Origin of the sequence: Citreimonas sp. (genome assembly GCF_042096055.1) — a bacterium.
Taxonomy (GTDB): domain Bacteria; phylum Pseudomonadota; class Alphaproteobacteria; order Rhodobacterales; family Rhodobacteraceae; genus Citreimonas.
In genome coordinates, this window is record NZ_JBELMH010000011.1 from 22,832 (window position 1) to 41,202 (window position 18,371).

At 69.0% G+C, this 18,371-nt stretch carries 15 protein-coding genes; 9 read left to right on the plus strand and 6 right to left on the minus strand.

Annotated features, from left to right (window positions below):
- From ACFDTC_RS04585 to polA, 8 genes are all read left to right on the plus strand, one after another.
- Nucleotides 1–692 (plus strand): flagellar basal body P-ring protein FlgI (locus ACFDTC_RS04585; protein ID WP_375257695.1); only part of this gene is annotated, 692 nt, incomplete at its 5' end.
- Nucleotides 693–732: 40 nt separating this feature from the next.
- Nucleotides 733–1,599: a flagellar motor stator protein MotA gene (motA, locus tag ACFDTC_RS04590; RefSeq protein ID WP_375257696.1), complete on the plus strand. Its 867-nt coding sequence runs from the start codon at nt 733–735 to the stop codon at nt 1,597–1,599.
- Nucleotides 1,596–3,791 carry a hypothetical protein gene (locus tag ACFDTC_RS04595; protein ID WP_375257697.1) on the plus strand — a complete coding sequence of 732 codons (2,196 nt, stop codon included), beginning with the start codon at nt 1,596–1,598 and terminating at the stop codon, nt 3,789–3,791. Before motA ends, ACFDTC_RS04595 begins: the two co-directional genes overlap by 4 nt.
- A gap of 63 nt (nt 3,792–3,854) precedes the next feature.
- The gene (gene flhA, locus ACFDTC_RS04600; RefSeq protein ID WP_375257698.1) at nt 3,855–5,939 is read left to right on the plus strand and encodes a flagellar biosynthesis protein FlhA; all 2,085 of its coding nucleotides are present in this window, start codon (nt 3,855–3,857) and stop codon (nt 5,937–5,939) included.
- A complete protein-coding gene (locus ACFDTC_RS04605; protein ID WP_375257699.1) occupies nt 5,939–6,703 on the plus strand; it encodes a flagellar biosynthetic protein FliR in 765 nt (254 codons plus the stop codon). The genes flhA and ACFDTC_RS04605 overlap by 1 nt, the downstream gene beginning before the upstream one ends.
- Nucleotides 6,704–6,709: 6 nt before the next feature.
- The gene (flhB, locus tag ACFDTC_RS04610) at nt 6,710–7,798 is read left to right on the plus strand and encodes a flagellar type III secretion system protein FlhB (protein ID WP_375257700.1); all 1,089 of its coding nucleotides are present in this window, start codon (nt 6,710–6,712) and stop codon (nt 7,796–7,798) included.
- Nucleotides 7,795–8,217, plus strand: coding sequence for a hypothetical protein (locus ACFDTC_RS04615; protein WP_375257701.1), 423 nt, complete (start codon nt 7,795–7,797; stop codon nt 8,215–8,217). Before flhB ends, ACFDTC_RS04615 begins: the two co-directional genes overlap by 4 nt.
- A 103-nt stretch (nt 8,218–8,320) precedes the next feature.
- Nucleotides 8,321–11,119: a DNA polymerase I gene (polA, locus tag ACFDTC_RS04620; protein WP_375257702.1), complete on the plus strand. Its 2,799-nt coding sequence runs from the start codon at nt 8,321–8,323 to the stop codon at nt 11,117–11,119.
- A gap of 76 nt (nt 11,120–11,195) precedes the next feature.
- Here the strand turns inward: polA and ACFDTC_RS04625 are convergent, their stop codons facing one another.
- Genes ACFDTC_RS04625 through ACFDTC_RS04645 form a run of 5 tightly spaced genes read right to left on the minus strand, consistent with a single transcriptional unit; the run spans nt 11,196 to nt 16,879 of the window.
- Nucleotides 11,196–12,149 carry an ABC transporter substrate-binding protein gene (locus ACFDTC_RS04625; RefSeq protein ID WP_375257703.1) on the minus strand — a complete coding sequence of 318 codons (954 nt, stop codon included), beginning with the start codon at nt 12,147–12,149 and terminating at the stop codon, nt 11,196–11,198.
- Nucleotides 12,150–12,172: 23 nt separating this feature from the next.
- On the minus strand, nt 12,173–13,174 hold the full coding sequence (locus tag ACFDTC_RS04630) for an ABC transporter permease (protein ID WP_375257704.1): 1,002 nt from the start codon (nt 13,172–13,174) through the stop codon (nt 12,173–12,175).
- Nucleotides 13,171–14,670 carry a sugar ABC transporter ATP-binding protein gene (locus tag ACFDTC_RS04635; RefSeq protein ID WP_375257705.1) on the minus strand — a complete coding sequence of 500 codons (1,500 nt, stop codon included), beginning with the start codon at nt 14,668–14,670 and terminating at the stop codon, nt 13,171–13,173. Before ACFDTC_RS04635 ends, ACFDTC_RS04630 begins: the two co-directional genes overlap by 4 nt.
- Entirely contained in the window at nt 14,667–15,824 is a 1,158-nt protein-coding gene (locus tag ACFDTC_RS04640; protein WP_375257706.1) for a Gfo/Idh/MocA family protein, read from the minus strand. Before ACFDTC_RS04640 ends, ACFDTC_RS04635 begins: the two co-directional genes overlap by 4 nt.
- Complete coding sequence (locus tag ACFDTC_RS04645; RefSeq protein WP_375257707.1) at nt 15,821–16,879, minus strand: sugar phosphate isomerase/epimerase family protein; 1,059 nt, start codon at nt 16,877–16,879, stop codon at nt 15,821–15,823. The genes ACFDTC_RS04640 and ACFDTC_RS04645 overlap by 4 nt, the downstream gene beginning before the upstream one ends.
- 130 nt (nt 16,880–17,009) lie before the next feature.
- Here ACFDTC_RS04645 and ACFDTC_RS04650 point away from each other — a divergent pair, with 130 nt between their 5' ends.
- The gene (locus tag ACFDTC_RS04650; protein ID WP_375257708.1) at nt 17,010–18,020 is read left to right on the plus strand and encodes a LacI family DNA-binding transcriptional regulator; all 1,011 of its coding nucleotides are present in this window, start codon (nt 17,010–17,012) and stop codon (nt 18,018–18,020) included.
- Here the strand turns inward: ACFDTC_RS04650 and ACFDTC_RS04655 are convergent.
- A partial coding sequence (locus ACFDTC_RS04655; protein WP_375257709.1) for an amidohydrolase family protein occupies nt 18,021–18,371 on the minus strand: 351 nt, incomplete at its 5' end. It lies immediately after the preceding gene.

Below are 18,371 nucleotides of genomic sequence, written 5' to 3' on the forward strand. Positions count from 1 at the left end.
TAGCCCAGGGCACGGTGATCTCGGGCGGCGTCGATGTCGAGGGCGACGCCGCGCGGATCGTGCAGGGTGTCCCGACCGCCGGCGTCATCCCCTCGGGCGCGCGGGTCGAACGTGAAGTCGACTTCGACTTCACGCAGCTCAGCACGCTTCGGCTGGCGCTGCGCGAGCCCGACTTCACCACCGCCGCGCGGATCGAGGACGTGATCAACCGGTCAGTGGGCGGCCGCGCCGCCACCATGCTGGATTCCGGCACCGTGAGCATCGATCTCGCCAAGACCGGTGCCGCGTCGCCCGCCCGGGCCATCGTCGCGCTCGAGAACCTGGCGATAGAGCCCGAACGGCGCGCGCGTGTCGTGGTCGATCAGCGCTCGGGGACGATCGTGATGGGGGCCGACGTGCGCATCTCGCGCGTGGCGGTCTCGCAGGGCAACCTGACGCTTAAGATCGAGGAGGCGCCGGTCGCCGTCCAGCCCAACCCCTTTGCCGAGGGCGAGACCGTCGTCGTCCCGCGCACCGAGGCCGAGATCATCGAGGAACCCGGGATCGGCCTGGCCGAAGTCCCCAGCGGCGCGACCCTTTCCGAGGTGATCGCGGGGCTGAACGCGCTGGGCGTCAACCCGCGGGACATGATCGACATTCTGAAGAGCATCAAGGCAGCCGGCGCGCTGCATGCTGAATTCGTGGTGATGTAAGGACACGCCTTCCGCAAGGCCGGCAGTATCGGGGAAAGAGATGCTTGGAATAATTGGGATCGTGCTGGTTTTCGTGATGGTCTTCGGCGGCTACATCCTGGCCGGCGGCAAGATGGCCATCATCATCAAGGCGCTTCCGTTCGAGCTCATGATGATCGGCGGCGCCGCGGTGGGGGCATTCCTCATCAGCAACGACGGCAGCGTGGTCAAGCAGGCCCTGCGCGACATGAGCAAGGTGTTCAAGGGCCCGAAATGGCACGCCGAGGATTACCGCGACCTGCTGTGCCTTCTTTTCGAGCTGATCCGCCTGGCGCGCAGCAGTCCGGTCGCCCTTGAAGAGCATGTCGAGAACCCGGCCGAATCCGCCATCTTCGCCAAGTATCCCAAGATCGCCGGCGACACGAAGTCGGTCGAACTGATCTGCGACACTCTGCGCTCGGTCTCGATGAACTACGACGATCCGCACCAGGTCGAAGAGGTGCTCGACAAGCGACTGGAGCGGATGCACGCCCACGCCCTGCACCCGAGCCACGCGCTAAGCTCGGTCGCCGACGCGCTGCCCGCGCTGGGCATCGTCGCCGCCGTGCTGGGCGTGATCAAGACGATGGCGTCGATCGATCAGCCGCCCGAGGTGCTGGGCAAGATGATCGGCGGGGCTCTCGTCGGAACTTTCCTGGGCGTGTTCCTGTCCTATGCCTTCGTGGCTCCCTTCGCGGCCAAGGTGAAGGCGACGATCGACGACGATTTCCACTTCTACCAGCTGATCCGCGAGGTGCTGGTCGCCAACCTGCACAACCACTCGACGAACATCTGCATCGAGGTCGGCCGCCAGAACACACCGTCGCATTGCCGGCCCTCCTTCGTCGACCTGGAGGACGCGCTGAAATCGGTGAAGCAGGCGTCATGATCCGGCTGGCTCTTCTTCTGCTTCTGGCCGCGGCTCCGGTCGCGGCGCAGACCGTGACGGTGCGATCCGGCGAACACGGCACGTTCACGCGCCTGGCCTTCGACCTTCCCGCCGGAACGCGCTGGACGCTGGGCGAAGGCGCCGTACCCGGAACGAGGCAACTGACCTTCGATCCCGCGCCGAGCCGCATCGACACCGGCGGGGTCTTTGCCCGCATCGCCCGCGAACGGGTCGCCGATCTCGCCCCCGTGGCGGGCGGCGGGCTTGCGCTGATGCTGGGGTGTCGGTGCGACGTCGACAGCTTCATGCAGGGCACGCGGATGCTGGTGCTCGACATCTTCGAGTCGACCGAGCCGATGGCCGCGGCCGTTCCCGAAACCGCAGGGATGGCGCCGGCGCCGCTCGACGTTCCTGACGCGCTGACGTCGGTCAACCTCGGCGTGATGCCGCGCCTCGGGCCGGGTCTCGCACCCGCGCTTGGGCCGTTCGACCCGGACGACGCCCGGCGCGCGCTCGAGACCGTCGGGCCGACCTCCGGCTCTCTGATCCCCGACATCGCGCAGGCGGTGGCGGATTCGGCCGGCGCCGGCATCCTCGAGCTCGCCGACGCGTACGACCCCGCGCCGGAGGCGCCCGAACCGGTCACCGAAACCAGTGCGCCGCAATTCGATCCGGCGTCGACCACGCGCACGCTCGAAGAGGACAGGGTCCGCATCGGGGTCGAAGGCTGCATTCCGGATTCGCGCCTGATCGCGGGCGCCGACGCCGGCGCGCCCGACGTGGTCTCGGTGTTCCTGGCACGCGACCAGCTTGTGTCCGAACTGGGCCGGCCGTCGCAGGAGATGGTGGCGCTGCAGCGCGATCGCATGCTGGCGCTGGGGTTCGGCGCCGAGGCGCGCGCCCTGTCGGCCATCATCGAGCATGACGATGCGCCGGACCGCGTGAAGCAGGCGCTCAGCTACCTCGTCGACGGCGAAAGCGACCCCGACGGCATCTTCCGCGACCAGCTGGGCTGCCGGAACCAGGCCGCGCTCTGGGCGCTGCTGACCGACGACGTGCGGACGACCGCCGTCGATCTGGACACCGACGCCATGTTGCAGAACTTCGAGATGCTGCCCGAAGCGCTGCGCCGGCATCTTGGAACCGAGATGGCCGACACTCTGGTGAGGATCGGCGAGCCCGACGCCGCGCGGATGCTGATCTCGCGGCTGGAACGCACCCACGGTGGCGCGACGGATGCGCTGAAGGTCGCGACCGCCGGGATCGATCTGCACAACGGCGACACCGACGCCGCCGCCGAAGCGGTGGGAGACGTGACCACGGCCAACGCCGAGGTGCTGCCCGACCTGACGGCCGTGCGCACGGATACCGCCTTCACCCAGGATCGCGCGGTCGATCCCGAAACGCTGGACGTGGCCGAACTGCTCTGGCGCGAACGGCGCATGGATGCCGAGGGCGCAGAGGCGGCGCGCGCCTACGTGCGCGGCCTGCTGAGCCATTCGCGCTTCGACGAGGCGATCGCGATCTTCAGGAGCGACCCGCTGCCCGAGGACGTGTCGGAGGGTCTGAAGCGCGACATCGTGGCCCGGCTGGCCCGCGACGCGCAGGACGTGACCTTTCTGAAGCACATGATGCCGCAGGCCTCGGTCGACCTGCATCCGCAGGACCGCGTCCTGGTCCGTCCCGTGGCCGAGCGCCTGATCGCGAGCGGCCTGCCGGATGCCGCCCTGTTCCACCTGAACGCAGCCACCTTGGCGCCGAACGATGCCGACCGCGTGCTGTTGGCCCGCGCGTTGCTGGCACTGGACCGTTTCGCCGAGGCCGAAGAGCGGATCATGGGCATGGACGACCCGGAGGCGCGCAAGCTGCGGGCCGAGATCCGCGAGGCGATGGGCGACTTCGCCTATGCCGCCAGCGCCTTCGCATCGCTCGGCGACACCGAGGCGGCACAGCGCGCGGCCTGGTTGGGCAGCGCCTGGTCGGAACTGGACTCGGCACCCGAAAAGGTCTTCGCGGACGCCGCGACGCTCGTGACCACGCAGCCGGAACCGCTGCCGACCGGGGCCCGGCCGGAACTGTCCGAGATCGAGGCACTGGTCGGAGACAGCGCGCAGATGCGCGCGACGCTCGATGCGCTGCTGTCGCGCACCGGGATCGGGGCCGAAGACGCGGGGGCGTCAAGCGAAAATTAACGTCCACGGGCGTAGCTGGAACTGCCGGGCAGAAGCCCCGGTCTCGCAGCGGGACTGCATGCCATGAACGGCGTCGAAAAATCCGGGCTCTTCCAGCCCACCATTCTACTCGCCCTCGCGTTGATGGCGATCATCGCGATGATGATCCTGCCGATGCCCTCGTGGGTGCTGGACATGGGGCTTGCCGCGTCCTTCGGCCTGGCGATCCTGATCTTCACGGTCACGCTGTTCATCCAGAAGCCGCTCGATTTCTCGGCCTTCCCGACCATCCTGCTGACGTCGCTGATGCTGCGGCTGTCGCTCAACGTCAGCTCGACCAAGCTCATCATCGGCGAGGGGCATACCGGAACGGGCGCCGCCGGCGACGTGATCCAGGGCTTCGCCAACTTCGTGATGGGCGGTTCGGTCTTCATGGGTCTCGTGGTCTTCGGCGTTCTGATGATCGTGAACTTCGCGGTCATCACCAAGGGCGCGGCCCGCATGGCCGAGGTGTCGGCGCGTTTCGCGCTGGACGGGATGCCCGGCAAGCAGCTCGCGATCGATTCCGACATGTCGGCCGGCGCCATCGACCACGCCGAGGCCAAGGCCCGGCGCGAGAACGAACTGCAGGAGACGACGTTCTTCGGTTCGCTCGACGGTGCGTCGAAATTCGTCAAGGGCGACGCGGTCGCCGGCCTTCTGATCACCGCGCTGAACCTCGTGATGGGCATCATCATGGGGGTCTTCGTGCACGGCATGCCCGCCGGCCTGGCGTTCGAGACCTACGCGATCCTCACGGTCGGCGACGGCCTCGTCACGCAGATCCCCGCGGTGATCATCTCGATCGCGGCGGGCCTTCTGTTGGCGCGCGGTGGCTCGACCGGCTCGACCGACAGCGCGCTGTCCGAGCAGCTGGGCCGCCACCCGGCGGCGCTGGCGACCGTCGGCATCCTGATGGCCTTCTTCGCCTTCGTCCCGGGCCTGCCCTTCGTTCCGTTCATGCTGGGCGCGATCGTCCTCGGCGGCACGGCGTGGTGGCTGTCGAAGCGCGAGCCCGCCAGCGACGGCGACGACATCGAGGATACCGGCCCCGTCGTCCCGCGCGACAAGCCGATCGGCGACGTGCTGGACCTCGACGACATCCACGTCGAGTTCGCCGGCGACCTCGTGAACATGGTGCTCGACCCCGGCACGGGGCGGGACGCGCGCATCTCGAACATGCGCAACCACGTCGCGTCGAACTACGGGCTGATCCTGCCCGAGATCCGCCTTACGGACTCGAGCCTTCTGCCGACGGGCACCTATGCGATCCGCATCCACGGCGTCGAGATGGCGCGCGGCGCGCTGCACCCAGACCTGGTGCTGGCGCTGATCCCCGAGGAGGGGGGCGCGCTGCCCCGCGGCCACGACGTGAACGAGCCCGTCTACGGCGCGCCCGCGCGCTGGATCAAGCCGGACGACCAGGACAACGCCTCGCTCGCCGGTCTCACCGTCGTCACGCCCACCGAGGTGCTGGCGACGCACCTGCTCGAGATCATCCGCCGCAATTTCCCGCGCCTGCTGACGCTCAAGGCGCTGCGCCGCCTGCTGGACGAGATGGTGTCGCTGACCAACGCCGCCCGCAGCGAGGCAAACCGCAAGCTGCTCGAGGAGCTGATCCCCGACAAGGTGCAGGTCGACACGCTGCTTCAGGTCCTGCGCCTGCTGCTGGACGAACAGGTCTCGATCCGCAACCTGCCGCTGATCCTCGAGGCGATCGCCGAGACGCGCGGCCATCACAATGCGCCCGAGACGATCTGCGAACACGTGCGCCAGCGCCTGAGCTTCCAGCTCGTGGCCGGCATGCGGCGCGAGGACGGCACCATCCCGCTGATCCAGCTTGCCCCGGAATGGGAGGATACCTTCGCCGCGCACCAGATCGACGGCAGCCAAGGCGGCCTCGACGTCGCCCTGCCGCCCGACCGGTTCGAGGCGCTGACCGCGGGCCTCGCGCACGAGATCGGCGATGCCAGCGGGCGCGGCGTGTTCCCGGCGGTGATCACCTCGGCCCGGCGCCGGCGCTTCCTGCGCACGGTGATGGCCGCCAAGGGGATCAACAACCCGGTCATGTCGTTCGAGGAAATCGGTGTCGAGGCGCGCCCGTCGCTGGTGGGGACGGTGGCCGCCTGATGCCGATCGAGGAAGCCTTCGGCGCCGCGAGCGTGCTGGCCTGGGGCAGCCTCATCGTGTTCCTGCGGGTGGCCGCGGCCATGTTCGTGCTGCCGGGGCTGGGCGAGCAATGGCTGTCGGTCCAAGTCCGCCTGCTGCTGGCCATCATGCTCACCGCCGCGATCGCGCCGGCCGTGGTGCCGCAGCTCGACATTCCCGACCCGTCGCTCGGCAGCTTCCTGCGCGCGCTGGCGACCGAAACGATATCCGGCCTGTTCATGGGCATGATGCTGCGACTCTTCATCCTCGCGATCCAGACGGCGGGCTCGATGATGGCGCAATCGACGTCGCTGTCGCAGATCATGGGGCAGGCGGGCATCGACCCGCTGCCGGCGATGGGCCACGTGCTGACGGTGTCGGCGCTGGCGCTGCTGATGGCGACGGGCTTCCACGTCAAGGCCGCGGCCTACCTGATCCTGTCCTACGACATCCTGCCGCCGCTGGAATTCCCCAGCCCCGGCGCGGTGGCCGATGCCGGGCGACGCCGCGTGGCCGAAAGCTTCGCACTGGCGTTCAGCCTGGCACTGCCCTTCGTGATCCTGTCGGTCCTCTACAACCTCACTTTGGGCGTCATCAACAAGGCGATGCCGACGCTGATGGTCGCCTTCGTCGGCGCCCCGGTGATCACCCTGGGGGCCGTGGCGCTTCTGTTCCTGACGGCACCGTTGGCGCTGACCGTGTGGCTCGAGGCGGTCGAGGTCTTCCTCGCCGCGCCGTTCCGGTAGCCGCGCATGGCCGAGGAAGAAGGCGCCGAAAAGAGCCACGAGGCATCCCCGCGCAAGCTGGAAAAGGCGCGCGAGAAGGGCGAGGTTCCCCGATCCACCGACCTCATGACCACGATGGTCTACCTGGGCGTCCTGCTGGTGGGCCTCGGCTTCGGCGGGCGCGCGATGACGTCCTTCGCGGACGCGCTGGTGCCCTTCCTCGCCCAGCCCGAGCGGCTGGCGCCGCTGTTCTTCAAGGACGGCGCGCCGGCGATTGCCGCATCGGTCATGCAGGCGACGATGGTCCCGGTCGTGCCGATCATGCTGGTGCCGGGACTTCTGGTGCTCCTGCTGCTTCTGGCGACTCGGACGATCCTGTTCACGCCGTCCAAGCTGGTGCCCAAGTTCAGCCGCCTGTCCCCGATCGAAGGCGCGAAGAACAAGTTCGGCCGCAAGGGCCTGTTCGAGTTCGCAAAGAGCTTCGTCAAGCTGATGATCTATTCCTGCGTCCTCGCGATCTTCCTGGCCACGCAGATGGAGGACATCGTCGGCCTGATGCGCGCCAGCCCGGCCGAGGGCACGGTGTTCCTGGTCGGCAAGATGATGCGCTTCCTGACCATCGTGGTGGTGATCGCGGGCGCGATCGGCTTGCTCGACTTCTTCTTCCAGCAGGCCGAGCACCTGCGCAAGAACCGCATGACCCACAAGGAGATGCGCGACGAGTTCAAGGAATCCGAGGGCGATCCGTACATCAAGCAGCAGCGCCGCCAGAAGGCCCAGGAAATCGCCCTCAGCCAGATGATGCAGGACGTGCCGGGCGCGGATGTGGTCATCGTGAACCCGACGCACTACGCCGTCGTGCTGAAGTGGAGCCGCGCCGCCGGCTCGGCCCCGGTCTGCGTCGCCAAGGGCCAGGACGAGGTCGCGCTGAAGATCCGCGAGATCGCCGCCGAGGCCGGCGTGCCGATCCGGTCCGACCCGCCGACCGCGCGCGCGCTGCACGCCACGACCCGCATCGGCGACGAGATCGCGCCCGAGCATTACGAACCGGTCGCCGCGGCGATCCGCTTTGCCGAGGACATGCGCCGGCGCGCGCGCGAAAGGGGCTGGGGATGACCGAGAAGCTGGACGAGCTGCAGCCGGTGACCGAGGCGATGCGCGACCGGGCGCTGGAAAGCCACCGCCGCAACCTGGCCGAAAGCCGCCGCATCGCCCACGAGGTGTCCGAGATCGACGCGCTGCGCCGCGCCGCGCAGCAGGACTGGGCCGGCCTCGGCGCGCACCGGATGCTGGGCGCGGACCGGCTGTGGAACGGGTGGCTGCTGAACCGCCGGGCCACGCTGCTGCAGCAGGCCGCCATGGCCCGCGCGCGCGAGCACGACAGCCAGGCCGCCGCGCGCAAGGCGCTGGCGCGGCACGACGCGCTCGAGGACCTCTCGCGCCAGCAGGCGAAGGACCGCCGCCAGACCCGCGACCGGGCCGAGACCGAGCGCCTGCAGGCGCTGGGCATCCTGTCCGCCGGCGGCGCCGACTAGCCGCTCACACCGGCGCGACGGGCGCTTCGCGACCGCCCTTGGCGGCTGGCCAATCCCGCGATCATGCGGCATTGTCCGCGCCAATCGCCAAGGGAGACGCGCCATGGGGTTCGGCAAGGGCTGCCACCTGCATCTGATCGACGGATCGGCCTACATTTTCAGGGCGTTTCACGCGCTGCCGCCTCTGGTGCGGAAGTCCGACGGCCTGCCGATCGGTGCTGTCAGCGGCTTTTGCAACATGCTGCACCGCTACGTCGAGGCCAACACCGGCCCCGACGCCCCGACGCACGTCGCGGTGATCTTCGACAAGGGCAGCCACACCTTCCGCAACGACCTCTACGACCAGTACAAGGCGAACCGCGACGCCATGCCCGAGGACATGCGCCCGCAGATCCCCCTGACCCGGCGCGCAACCGAGGCGTTCAACATCGCCTGCAAGGAGATCGAGGGCTTCGAGGCCGACGACATCATGGCCACGCTCGCCTGCCAGGCGCGCGACGCGGGCGGGCGGGTGACGATCATCAGCAGCGACAAGGATCTGATGCAGCTGGTGGGCGACGGGGTCGAGATGCTCGACCCGATGAAGAACCGCGTGATCGACCGCGACGGCGTGCTCGAGAAGTTCGGCGTGCCGCCCGAGCGTGTGGTCGACGTGCAGGCGCTGGCCGGCGACAGCGTCGACAACGTGCCCGGCGCGCCGGGGATCGGCCTCAAGACCGCGGCGCTGCTGATCAACGAGTTCGGCTCGCTCGAGGACCTGCTCGACCGCGCCGAGGAGATCAAGCAGCCCAAGCGCCGCCAGACCCTGATCGAGAAGCGCGACCAGATCGAGCTGTCGAAACGGCTCGTGCAGCTCGACTGCCATATGGACCTGCCCTTCACCCTGGACGAGCTCGAGGTGCGCGAGCCGGACACCGAGACCCTTCTGGACTTCCTCGCCGAGATGGAGTTCCGCACCCTGTCGAAGCGGATCGCCGAGGCGAAGGGCGCCGAGGCTCCGGTCATCCCCGAGAAGACCACCGACCCGTCGGCCGAACCTGCCCTGCCCAAGATGCCGGCGATCGACACCGACGCCTATGTCTGCATCCGCGACGCGCAGACGTTGGCGCAATGGGCCGCCGCCGCCTACGCCCGCGGCTACGTCGCTCTCGACACCGAGACGACCGGCCTGAACGAGATGCTGTGCGATCTCGTCGGCGTGTCGCTGTGCATCGAGCCGGGGCAGGCCGCCTACGTGCCGCTGGCGCATCGCGACGGCGCGGGCGACGACCTGTTCGACGGCGATGCACTGAGCGCGGGCCAGATCCCGATGGACGAGGCTCTGGCGATCCTCAAGCCGCTGCTCGAGGACCCGGCGGTCCTGAAGATCGGGCAGAACATGAAATACGACGCCAAGGTGCTGGGACGCTACGGCATCGCGGTCGCACCGATCGACGACACGATGCTGATGTCCTACGCGATGCATTCCGGGCTGCACGGCCACGGCATGGACACGCTGGCGGAACGGTACCTCAGCCACACCTGCGTGCCGATCAAGGAGCTGATCGGCTCGGGCAAGGCGCAGGTTACCTTCGACCGCGTGCCCATCGACAAGGCCACGATCTACGCGGCCGAGGATGCCGACGTGACGCTGCGCCTGTGGAAGACGTTCAAGCCGCAGCTGCACCGCGCCCGCGTCACCCGCGTCTACGAGGGGCTGGAACGCCCCATGGTGCCCGTCCTGGCCGAGATGGAGCGCGCCGGCATCAAGGTCGACCGCGACGTGCTGTCCCGCATGTCCGGCGCCTTCGCGCAGAAGATGGCGCAGCTCGAATCCGAGATCCACGAGCTGGCCGGCGAGAAGTTCAACGTCGGCAGCCCCAAGCAGCTGGGCGAGATCCTGTTCGACAAGTTCTCGCTTCCCGGCGGCAAGAAGGGCAAGACCGGCGCCTATGCCACCGGCGCCGACGTGCTCGAGGATCTGGCGACGGAACACGACCTGCCCGCGCGCGTGCTCGACTGGCGGCAGATCAGCAAGCTGAAATCGACCTACACCGACGCGCTGCAGACCCACATCAACGCCGACACCGGCCGCGTGCACACCTGCTATTCGATCGCCGGCGCGAACACCGGGCGGCTCGCCTCGAACGAGCCCAACCTGCAGAACATCCCCGTGCGCTCCGAGGAAGGCCGCCGCATCCGCGAGGCTTTCGTCGCGGACGAGGGCAAGGTGCTGGTCAGCCTCGACTATTCCCAGATCGAGCTGCGCATTCTCGCCCATATGGCCGGCATCGACGAGCTGAAGCAGGCCTTCGCCGAGGGGCAGGACATCCACGCGCTGACGGCGTCGGAGATGTTCAACGTGCCGCTGGACCAGATGACGCCCGAGGTGCGCCGCCAAGCCAAGGCGATCAACTTCGGCGTGATCTACGGCATCTCGGGTTTCGGCCTGGCGCGCAACCTGCGCATCCCGCGGGCCGAGGCGCAGGGCTTCATCGACCGCTATTTCGAGCGGTTCCCCGGCATAAGGCGCTACATGGACGACACGGTGGCCTTCGCCAAGGAACACAAGCGTGTCGAGACGCTGTTCGGCCGCGTGATCCACACGCCCGAGATCAGCGCATCGGGCCCCCGCGCGGGATTTGCCCGCCGCGCGGCGATCAACGCGCCGATCCAGGGCACCGCGGCCGACATCATCCGCCGCGCGATGGTGCGCATGCCCGACGCCATCGACGGCCTGCCGGCGCGGATGCTGCTGCAGGTGCACGACGAACTGCTGTTCGAGGTCGAGGCGGGCGCCGCCGACGACCTGATCTCCGCCGCCCGAACGGTGATGGAGGGTGCCGCCGACCCGGTGGTCAAGCTCGACGTGCCGCTGGTGGTCGATGCGGGGCAGGGCGCCAACTGGGCGGCCGCGCACTAGGCAAGGGCGCGCAATGCGCACGAAAAAGGGCCCGTGACATCGGTCACGGGCCCTTCTCATGTCCGCTTCGAACCGATCAGAACGGGCTGTCGGGGAAGTAGAACTGCTCGGCGTTCTCCGGCGTGATGATCTCGCTGCCGATGATGAAGCGGCCCGACACCGGGGTGTTCGAGACGAGGCCCAGCGCCGTCAGCTCGATCGCCGTGGCGATCTGCGCCGGCGGGTAGGTCACGTTCACGGGCAGCATCGGGTCGCCGTCCATGATGCGCTTGATGATCTGCTTCATGCCGGCGCCGCCGACGACCCACATCTCCTCGTTGCGGTCCGCCTGCGCGATCGCCTCGAGCACGCCGATCGCCATGTCGTCGTCCGACGCCCAGACCGCGTCGATGTCTTCGTACTTCGACAGGAAGTCCTGCATCACGTTGAAGGCGTCGTCGCGGTTCCAGTTGCCGTGCTGCATGTCCAGCACGTTGATGCCCGACCCTTCGATGGCCGCCTGGAACGCCTCGACCCGCTCGTTGTCGAGCGTGGTGGGGATGCCGCGCAGCACCACGATGTTGTCGCCGTCGTTCAGGTTCTCGGCGAAGTACTCGCCGGCGACGCGGCCGAAGCCGGGGTTGTCGCCCGCGACGTACAGGTCCTCGATCCCCTCGACCGACAGGCCGCGGTCGACGACGGTGACCCAGATGCCCTGTTCCTTGACCGCCTGCACCGGGCCGGTCAGCGGCTCGGATTCGAAGGGCAGCACGACCAGCGCGTCGATGTCGCGGGTGGCGACCATGTCCTCGATGTCGTTGACCATGGTGCCCGCGTCGCCGGCCGTCGACAGCACGAACTCGAGCTGCGGATAGGTCTCTTCCAGGCGCGCGATGCTTTCCTGCGCGTGGTAGTTGAGACCGCCCATGAAGCCGTGCGTGGCCGACGGAATGGCGACGCCGATGGTCATGGTTTCGTCCTGCGCCAGGGCAGGGCCCGAGACCAGCGCCAGACCCAGCGCGGCGCCCTTCAGGATCGTTCTGCGTTGCATGTGTTTCCTCCCATGAATGCCGGTTATTCGGCGGACTTGCCCTGCCGCTGCAAGACGACGGCAAGGATGACGATGACGCCCTGGATCGTGCCGTTCAGGTACGGCGAGACGATCGAGGCGAGATTCAGGATGTTGTCGATGAGGCTGAGGATCAGCACGCCGATCACGGTGCCCCAGACGCGGCCGAAGCCGCCCTTCAGCAGCGTGCCGCCGATGATCACGGCCGCGATCGCCTCGAGCTCCCACAGCACGCCGGTCGAACCCGAGGCCGAGCCGAGGCGCGGCACGTACATGATGGTCGCGACGCCGACCAGCACGCCCAGAAGCACGTAGGTGGCCATCCGCACCCGGTCGACCTTGACGGCCGAGTACTTGGCGACCTGCTCGTTGGCGCCGATGGCTGCGCAGTGGCGCCCGAACGGCGTCTTGCGCATCGCCAGCTCGCCCAGGATCGCGACCAGCGCGAAGACGATGATCGGCCACGCGATCCCGAGGATGCCGTCGTAGTAGACCGGCCGGTAGAAGGTGCGCGCCTCGAAATCCAGCGACAGCGTGCCGCCGTCCGCCAGCCACGTGGTCAGCGAGCGGTAGACGCCCATCGCCCCCAGCGTGACGATGAACGCCTCGATCCGGACCTTGGCGATCAGCACCCCGTTGAGCAGCCCCGCGCACAGGCCCGCCAGCAGCGCCACGCACATGCCGGCCGCCACCAGTGGCACGCCGATGCCCAGCGTCGGGATCAGCGCGTTCATGGCCAGGATCATCACCCCCGCGACGAACGCCGCCATCGAGCCCACGGACAGGTCGATGCCGCCGGCGGTGATGACGAAGGTCATGCCCACGGCGATGATGCCGATGAAGGCCGAGCGCGCCAGCACGTTGGTCACGTTGCCGTAGCTGAGGAAGTTGCTGTTGAGCAGCGCGCCCAGCACGATCAGCGCGATCAGCGCCAGGACGGGCCCCAGCACGTGCAGCGGAAGGCTGCGCCGTTTCGCCTGTCGGGGTGCCGCGGTGGTGTCGGTCATGCACTTGCTCCGGTCAACTCGCCGACGCCCATGGCGCGGCGCAGGATCGCGTCCTCGGTTATCTCGTCGCCGCTCAGCTCGCCGGCGATGTGGCCCCGGCCCATGACGACCACGCGATCGGCCAGCCCGATCACCTCGGGCAGCTCGGACGAGACGACGATGACGCTCTTGCCCGCCGCGGCGAGCGCGGCGATGAATTCGTAGATCTGCTGCTTGGTGCCGATGTCGATGCCGCGCGTCGGCTCGTCGATGATGACGATCTGCGGCTCGGCCAGCATGGTCTTGGCCAGCAGCAGCTTCTGCTGGTTGCCGCCCGACAGGCTGCCGGCGGCCATCTCGCGGTCGTTCACGCGGATGTCGAACTCGTCGATCGCGCGGGTCAGCGCGGCGTCCTCGGCGGTGTTGTCGATGAACAGCTTGCCGAACCGGTCCAGCGCCAGCAGCGTCAGGTTCTGGGTCAGCGACTTGCCCAGCAGCAGGCCCTTCTCCTTGCGGTCCTCGGTCAGGTAGACCAGCCCCGCCTGCCGCGCCGAAAGGACCGAACCCGGCTTGACCGCGCGGCCGTTCACCCGGACCGACCCGGTCGCCGGGCGCAGGCCGACGATGCCCTCCATCAGTTCGGTCCGGCCGGCGCCGACCAGGCCGGCGAAGCCCAGAACCTCGCCGCGGCGCAGGGTGAAGGAGGCGTCGCGCACCCGGCCGGGCACGGTCAGCCCCTCGACCTCCAGCACCACGTCGTCCTGCGGCGTGGCCTTGGCGGGGAACAGGTCGGACAGTTCGCGGCCGACCATGGTTTCGGCCATCGCGTGTTCGGTGAAGCCCTCGGCGGCGCGGGTGACGATGTGCGCGCCGTCGCGCAGCACGGTCACCCTGTCGGCGATCCGCGCGATCTCGTCCAGCTTGTGCGAGGTGTAGAGGATCGCGGTCCCCCGTTCCTTCAGCCGGGCGATCTGGTCCAGCAGCACGTCGGTCTCGCGCGCGGTCAGCACGGCCGTCGGCTCGTCCATGATCAGCACGCGGGCGTTGCGCCCCAGCGCGCGGGCGATCTCGACCATCTGGCGGTTCGGCACCGACAGGTCGCGGATGCGCGTGCGCGGATCGACATGGCAATCCAGCCGCGCCAGAAGCTCGCGCGCCTCGTCCTGCATCGCCTTGTGGTCCAGGAACGGGCCGCGCTTCTTCTCGCGGCCCAGAAAGATGTTCTCCTCGACCGTCAGCTGCAGCGCCAGGTTGAACTCCTGGTGGATCATCAGGATGCCGGCGTTCTCGGCCTCGCGCTGGTCGGCGAAGCGCACCGGCTGGCCGTCGAGCAGCAGCTTGCCTTCGGTCGGGGAAAGGTAGCCGCCGAGGATCTTCATCGTCGTCGACTTGCCGGCGCCGTTCTCGCCGATCAGCGCGTGCACCTCGCCCGGGATCAGCGAGAAGTCGACCCCGTGCAGCACCCGGATCGGCCCGAAGGCCCGGGTGATCCCGCGCGCTTCGAGGATTGCCGTCACGGCGTCACCCAGGCCGCGTCGCGTCTGGACGAGCGCACGCAGGCATCGACGAAGGCGACGCCCTCGACCCCGTCCGCGATGGTCGGGAAAACGACGCCCTCGGGCAGGGCCGCCCCGGTGCGTGCGGCGCGGATCGCCTGCGCGGCCTCGCCGTAGATGTTGGCGAAGGCCTCGAGGAAGCCCTCGGGGTGGCCCGGCGGCGTGCGCGTCAGCCGGCGCGAGCCGTCGGTCGTCGCGGCCGCGGCGCGGGTGACGATCTCGGTCGCACCGCCCAGCGGCGTCACCATCAGCTTGTTCGGCTCTTCCTGGTGCCATTCCAGGCCGGCCTTGGTGCCGTAGACCCGCAGGACCAGGGCGTTTTCCTTGCCGGCCGCGACCTGGCTGCACCACAGCATCCCGCGCGCGCCGCCCTCGAAGCGCAGCATGACATGCGCGTTGTCGTCCAGCGTGCGGCCGGGGACGAAGCTGTGCAGGTCGGCGGCCAGCGCCGTGGGCACGAGGCCCGTGGTGAAGCGCACGAGGTTGAAGGCATGCGTGCCGATGTCGCCCGTCGCCCCGCCCGCGCCCGAGCGTTCGGGATCGGTGCGCCACGCGGCCTGCTTGTTGTCCGGCGCGGGCTGCTCGGCCAGCCAGTCCTGCGCGTATTCGACCTGCACCAGCCGGATGTCACCAAGATCGCCGCGCGCGATGCGGGCGCGGGCCTCGCGCACCAGCGGGTAGCCGGTGTAGTTGTGCGTCAGGATGAACTGCGCGTCCGACTTCTCGGCCAGCTTCGCCAGCTTCTTCGCATCCGCCAGCGTCCCGGTCAGCGGCTTGTCGCAGATCACGTGGATGCCGCGCTTGAGGAACTCGCGCGCGACGGGCAGGTGCATGTGGTTCGGCGTCACGATGGCGACCGCCTCGATCCCGTCCTTCAGCCGCGCCTCGCGCTTTGCCATCTCGGCGTAGTCGGCATAGGTCCGGTCGGCGGGCAGGCCGATCGCCTCGGCCGAGGCGCGCGCCCGTTCCTCGGTCGACGACAGCGCGCCGGCGACCAGCTGGAATTCCGCGTCGAGCCGCGCGGCGATGCGGTGCACGCCGCCGATCAGCGCGCCCTGGCCACCGCCCACCATGCCCAGCCGGATCGGGCCGGTCCGTTCGGAAAATCGGCTCATGAGTCCAGCCCCAGCATCTTGCGGTTGGCCGCGGCGTCGGTGCCGCCGTCGGCGAAATCGTCGAAGGCGTACGGCGTCACGCGGATGATGTGATCGCGGACGAAGGCCGCGCCCTCGCGCGCGCCGTCCTCGGGGTGCTTGAGCGCGCATTCCCATTCCACGACGGCCCAGCCGCCGAAATCCATCGCCGCCAGCTTCGAGAAGATCGCCCCGAAATCGACCTGCCCGTCACCCGGCGAGCGGAAGCGCCCGGCCCGGTCGACCCAGGACTGGTAGCCGCCATAGACGCCCTGCCGGCCGGTCGGGTTGAACTCGGCGTCCTTCACGTGGAACGCGCCGATCCGCTCGGCGTAGATGTCGAGGTTGTCGAGGTAGTCGAGGCATTGCAGCACGTAGTGGCTGGGATCGTAGAGCATCTTCGCGCGCGCATGCTGGTCCACGCGATCGAGGAACATCTCGAAGGTGACGCCGTCGTGCAGGTCCTCGCCCGGATGGATCTCGTAGCATAGGTCGACGCCGTGGGAATCGGCCAGGTCCAGCAGCGGGCGCCAGCGGCGGGCAAGCTCGTCGAACGCCATGTCCACCAGACCGGCGGGCCGCTGCGGCCACGGGTACACGTAGGGCCAGGCCAGCGCGCCCGAGAACGTCGGCAGCGTCGTCAGCCCCATGTTGGCCGAGGCGCGGATCGTCTTCTCGACCTGGTCGACCGCCCATTTCTGCCGCGCGGCGGGGTCGCCGTGCACCGAGGGGCTGGCGAACCCGTCAAAGACCATGTCGTAGGCCGGGTGTACCGCGACCAGCTGGCCCTGCAGGTGGCAGGCAAGGTCGGTGACCTCGATGCCGTTCTCGCGCGCCTGGCCCAGCCAGTCGTCGCAATAGTCGCGGCTGTCCGCCGCCTTCTCGAGGTCGATCAGCCGGGCATCCCAGCTGGGCACCTGCACGCCCGCGTAACCGCACTCGGCGGCCCAGCGGGTGATGCTTTTCCAGCTGTCGAACGGCGCTTCGTCCCCTGCGAATTGCGCAAGGAAAAGGGCGGGGCCCTTGATTGTCTTCACGGTGTCCTCCCATCCGCGCCGATTTCCTCCCCCGGCGCGTCTGTAAACGTTTGCAGGAGATGGTGACAAAGAATGAAATCGTTTACAACATTTTTCTGACGGGCCATTCTGGACGCGTGAAAGGGACGGGATGGACCGAAAAGTCGCCACGATTCAAGATGTTGCCAAGGCCGCCGGCGTCTCGACCGCCACGGTCAGCCGCACCCTGTCGCGGCCGTCCGTCGTCGCGCCCACCACGCGCGAGGCGGTGCTGAACGCGGTCGCCGCGACCGGCTACCGGGTCAACGCCACCGCGTCGAATCTGCGCCGGCAGCGCACCGGGTCGGTGATCGTGCTGCTGCCCAACATCGCCAACCCGTTCTTCTCGCAGATCCTCGCCGGGCTCGCCTCGGTCCTGACGCCCGCGCAATACGGCATGCTGATCGCCGACACGCAGGCCGGCCCCGACCCCGACCAGCGGTTCCGGCACTACCTGACGTCCGGCCAGGCCGACGGGATCGTGCTGCTGGACGGCACGCTTTCGCCCGCGTCGCTGGACATCCGCGGCCGGCCCCCGGTCGTGATGGCCTGCGAATGGATGGCGCGGGACCTGCCGTCGGTGCGGGTCGAGAACGGCAAGGGCGCCGCCATGGCGGTCGGGCACCTGGCGCAGCTCGGCCACCGCAAGATCGGCCACGTCACCGGCCCGCGCGGCAACCGCCTGACCGAGACGCGCCTCGACGGCTTTCGCGCCGCGGTGGCGTCGGTCGGCCTTCAGGCCCGCCCCGACTGGATCCTCGAGGGCGATTTCAGCATGGATTCCGGCGCCGCCGCCGCCCGCGCCTGGCTGGACATGACCGACCGGCCCACCGCACTGTTCTTCTCGTCCGACGAGATGGCCGTCGGCTTCATGGGCGCCGTCCAGCGCGAGGGCGTTTCGATCCCCGGCGACGTGTCGGTCGTCGGCTTCGACAACATCGAGATCGCCCAGCACCTCAGCCCCGCGCTGACCACGATCCGCCAGCCGCGCACGCAGATCGGCATCCGCGCGGCCGAGCTGCTGCTGGGCATGATCGAAAGCGGCACGCGCTCCGGGCCGTCCGACGTGATCGAGATCGAGTTCATCCCCCGCGACAGCGCCGGCCCGCCGCCGCGGGTCTAATCAGCCCAGGAACCGACCCGCGACCGGCCCCGCCATCCACGCGATCTCGCCCCCGGCGATGGTGGCACAGACCCGGCCTGTCGCGGGTTCCATGACGACCAGGTCGGCGCGCAGCCCCGGCTCGATCCGCCCCCGGTCGTCCAGCCCCAGAAGCCTCGCGGGCCCGTCCGAGACCATCGCCCAGGCCGCCGCGTCGTCGCGCAGCCCCAGCTCGATGTAGCGCCGCGCGGCCCGCGCCGGCGCGGGGTAGTGGTAGTCGGACGCCAGCGCGTCGCACAGCCCCTCGGCCACCAGGTCCAGCGCCGAGGCATTGCCCGCATGGCTCGCCCCGCGCACCACGTTGGGCGCGCC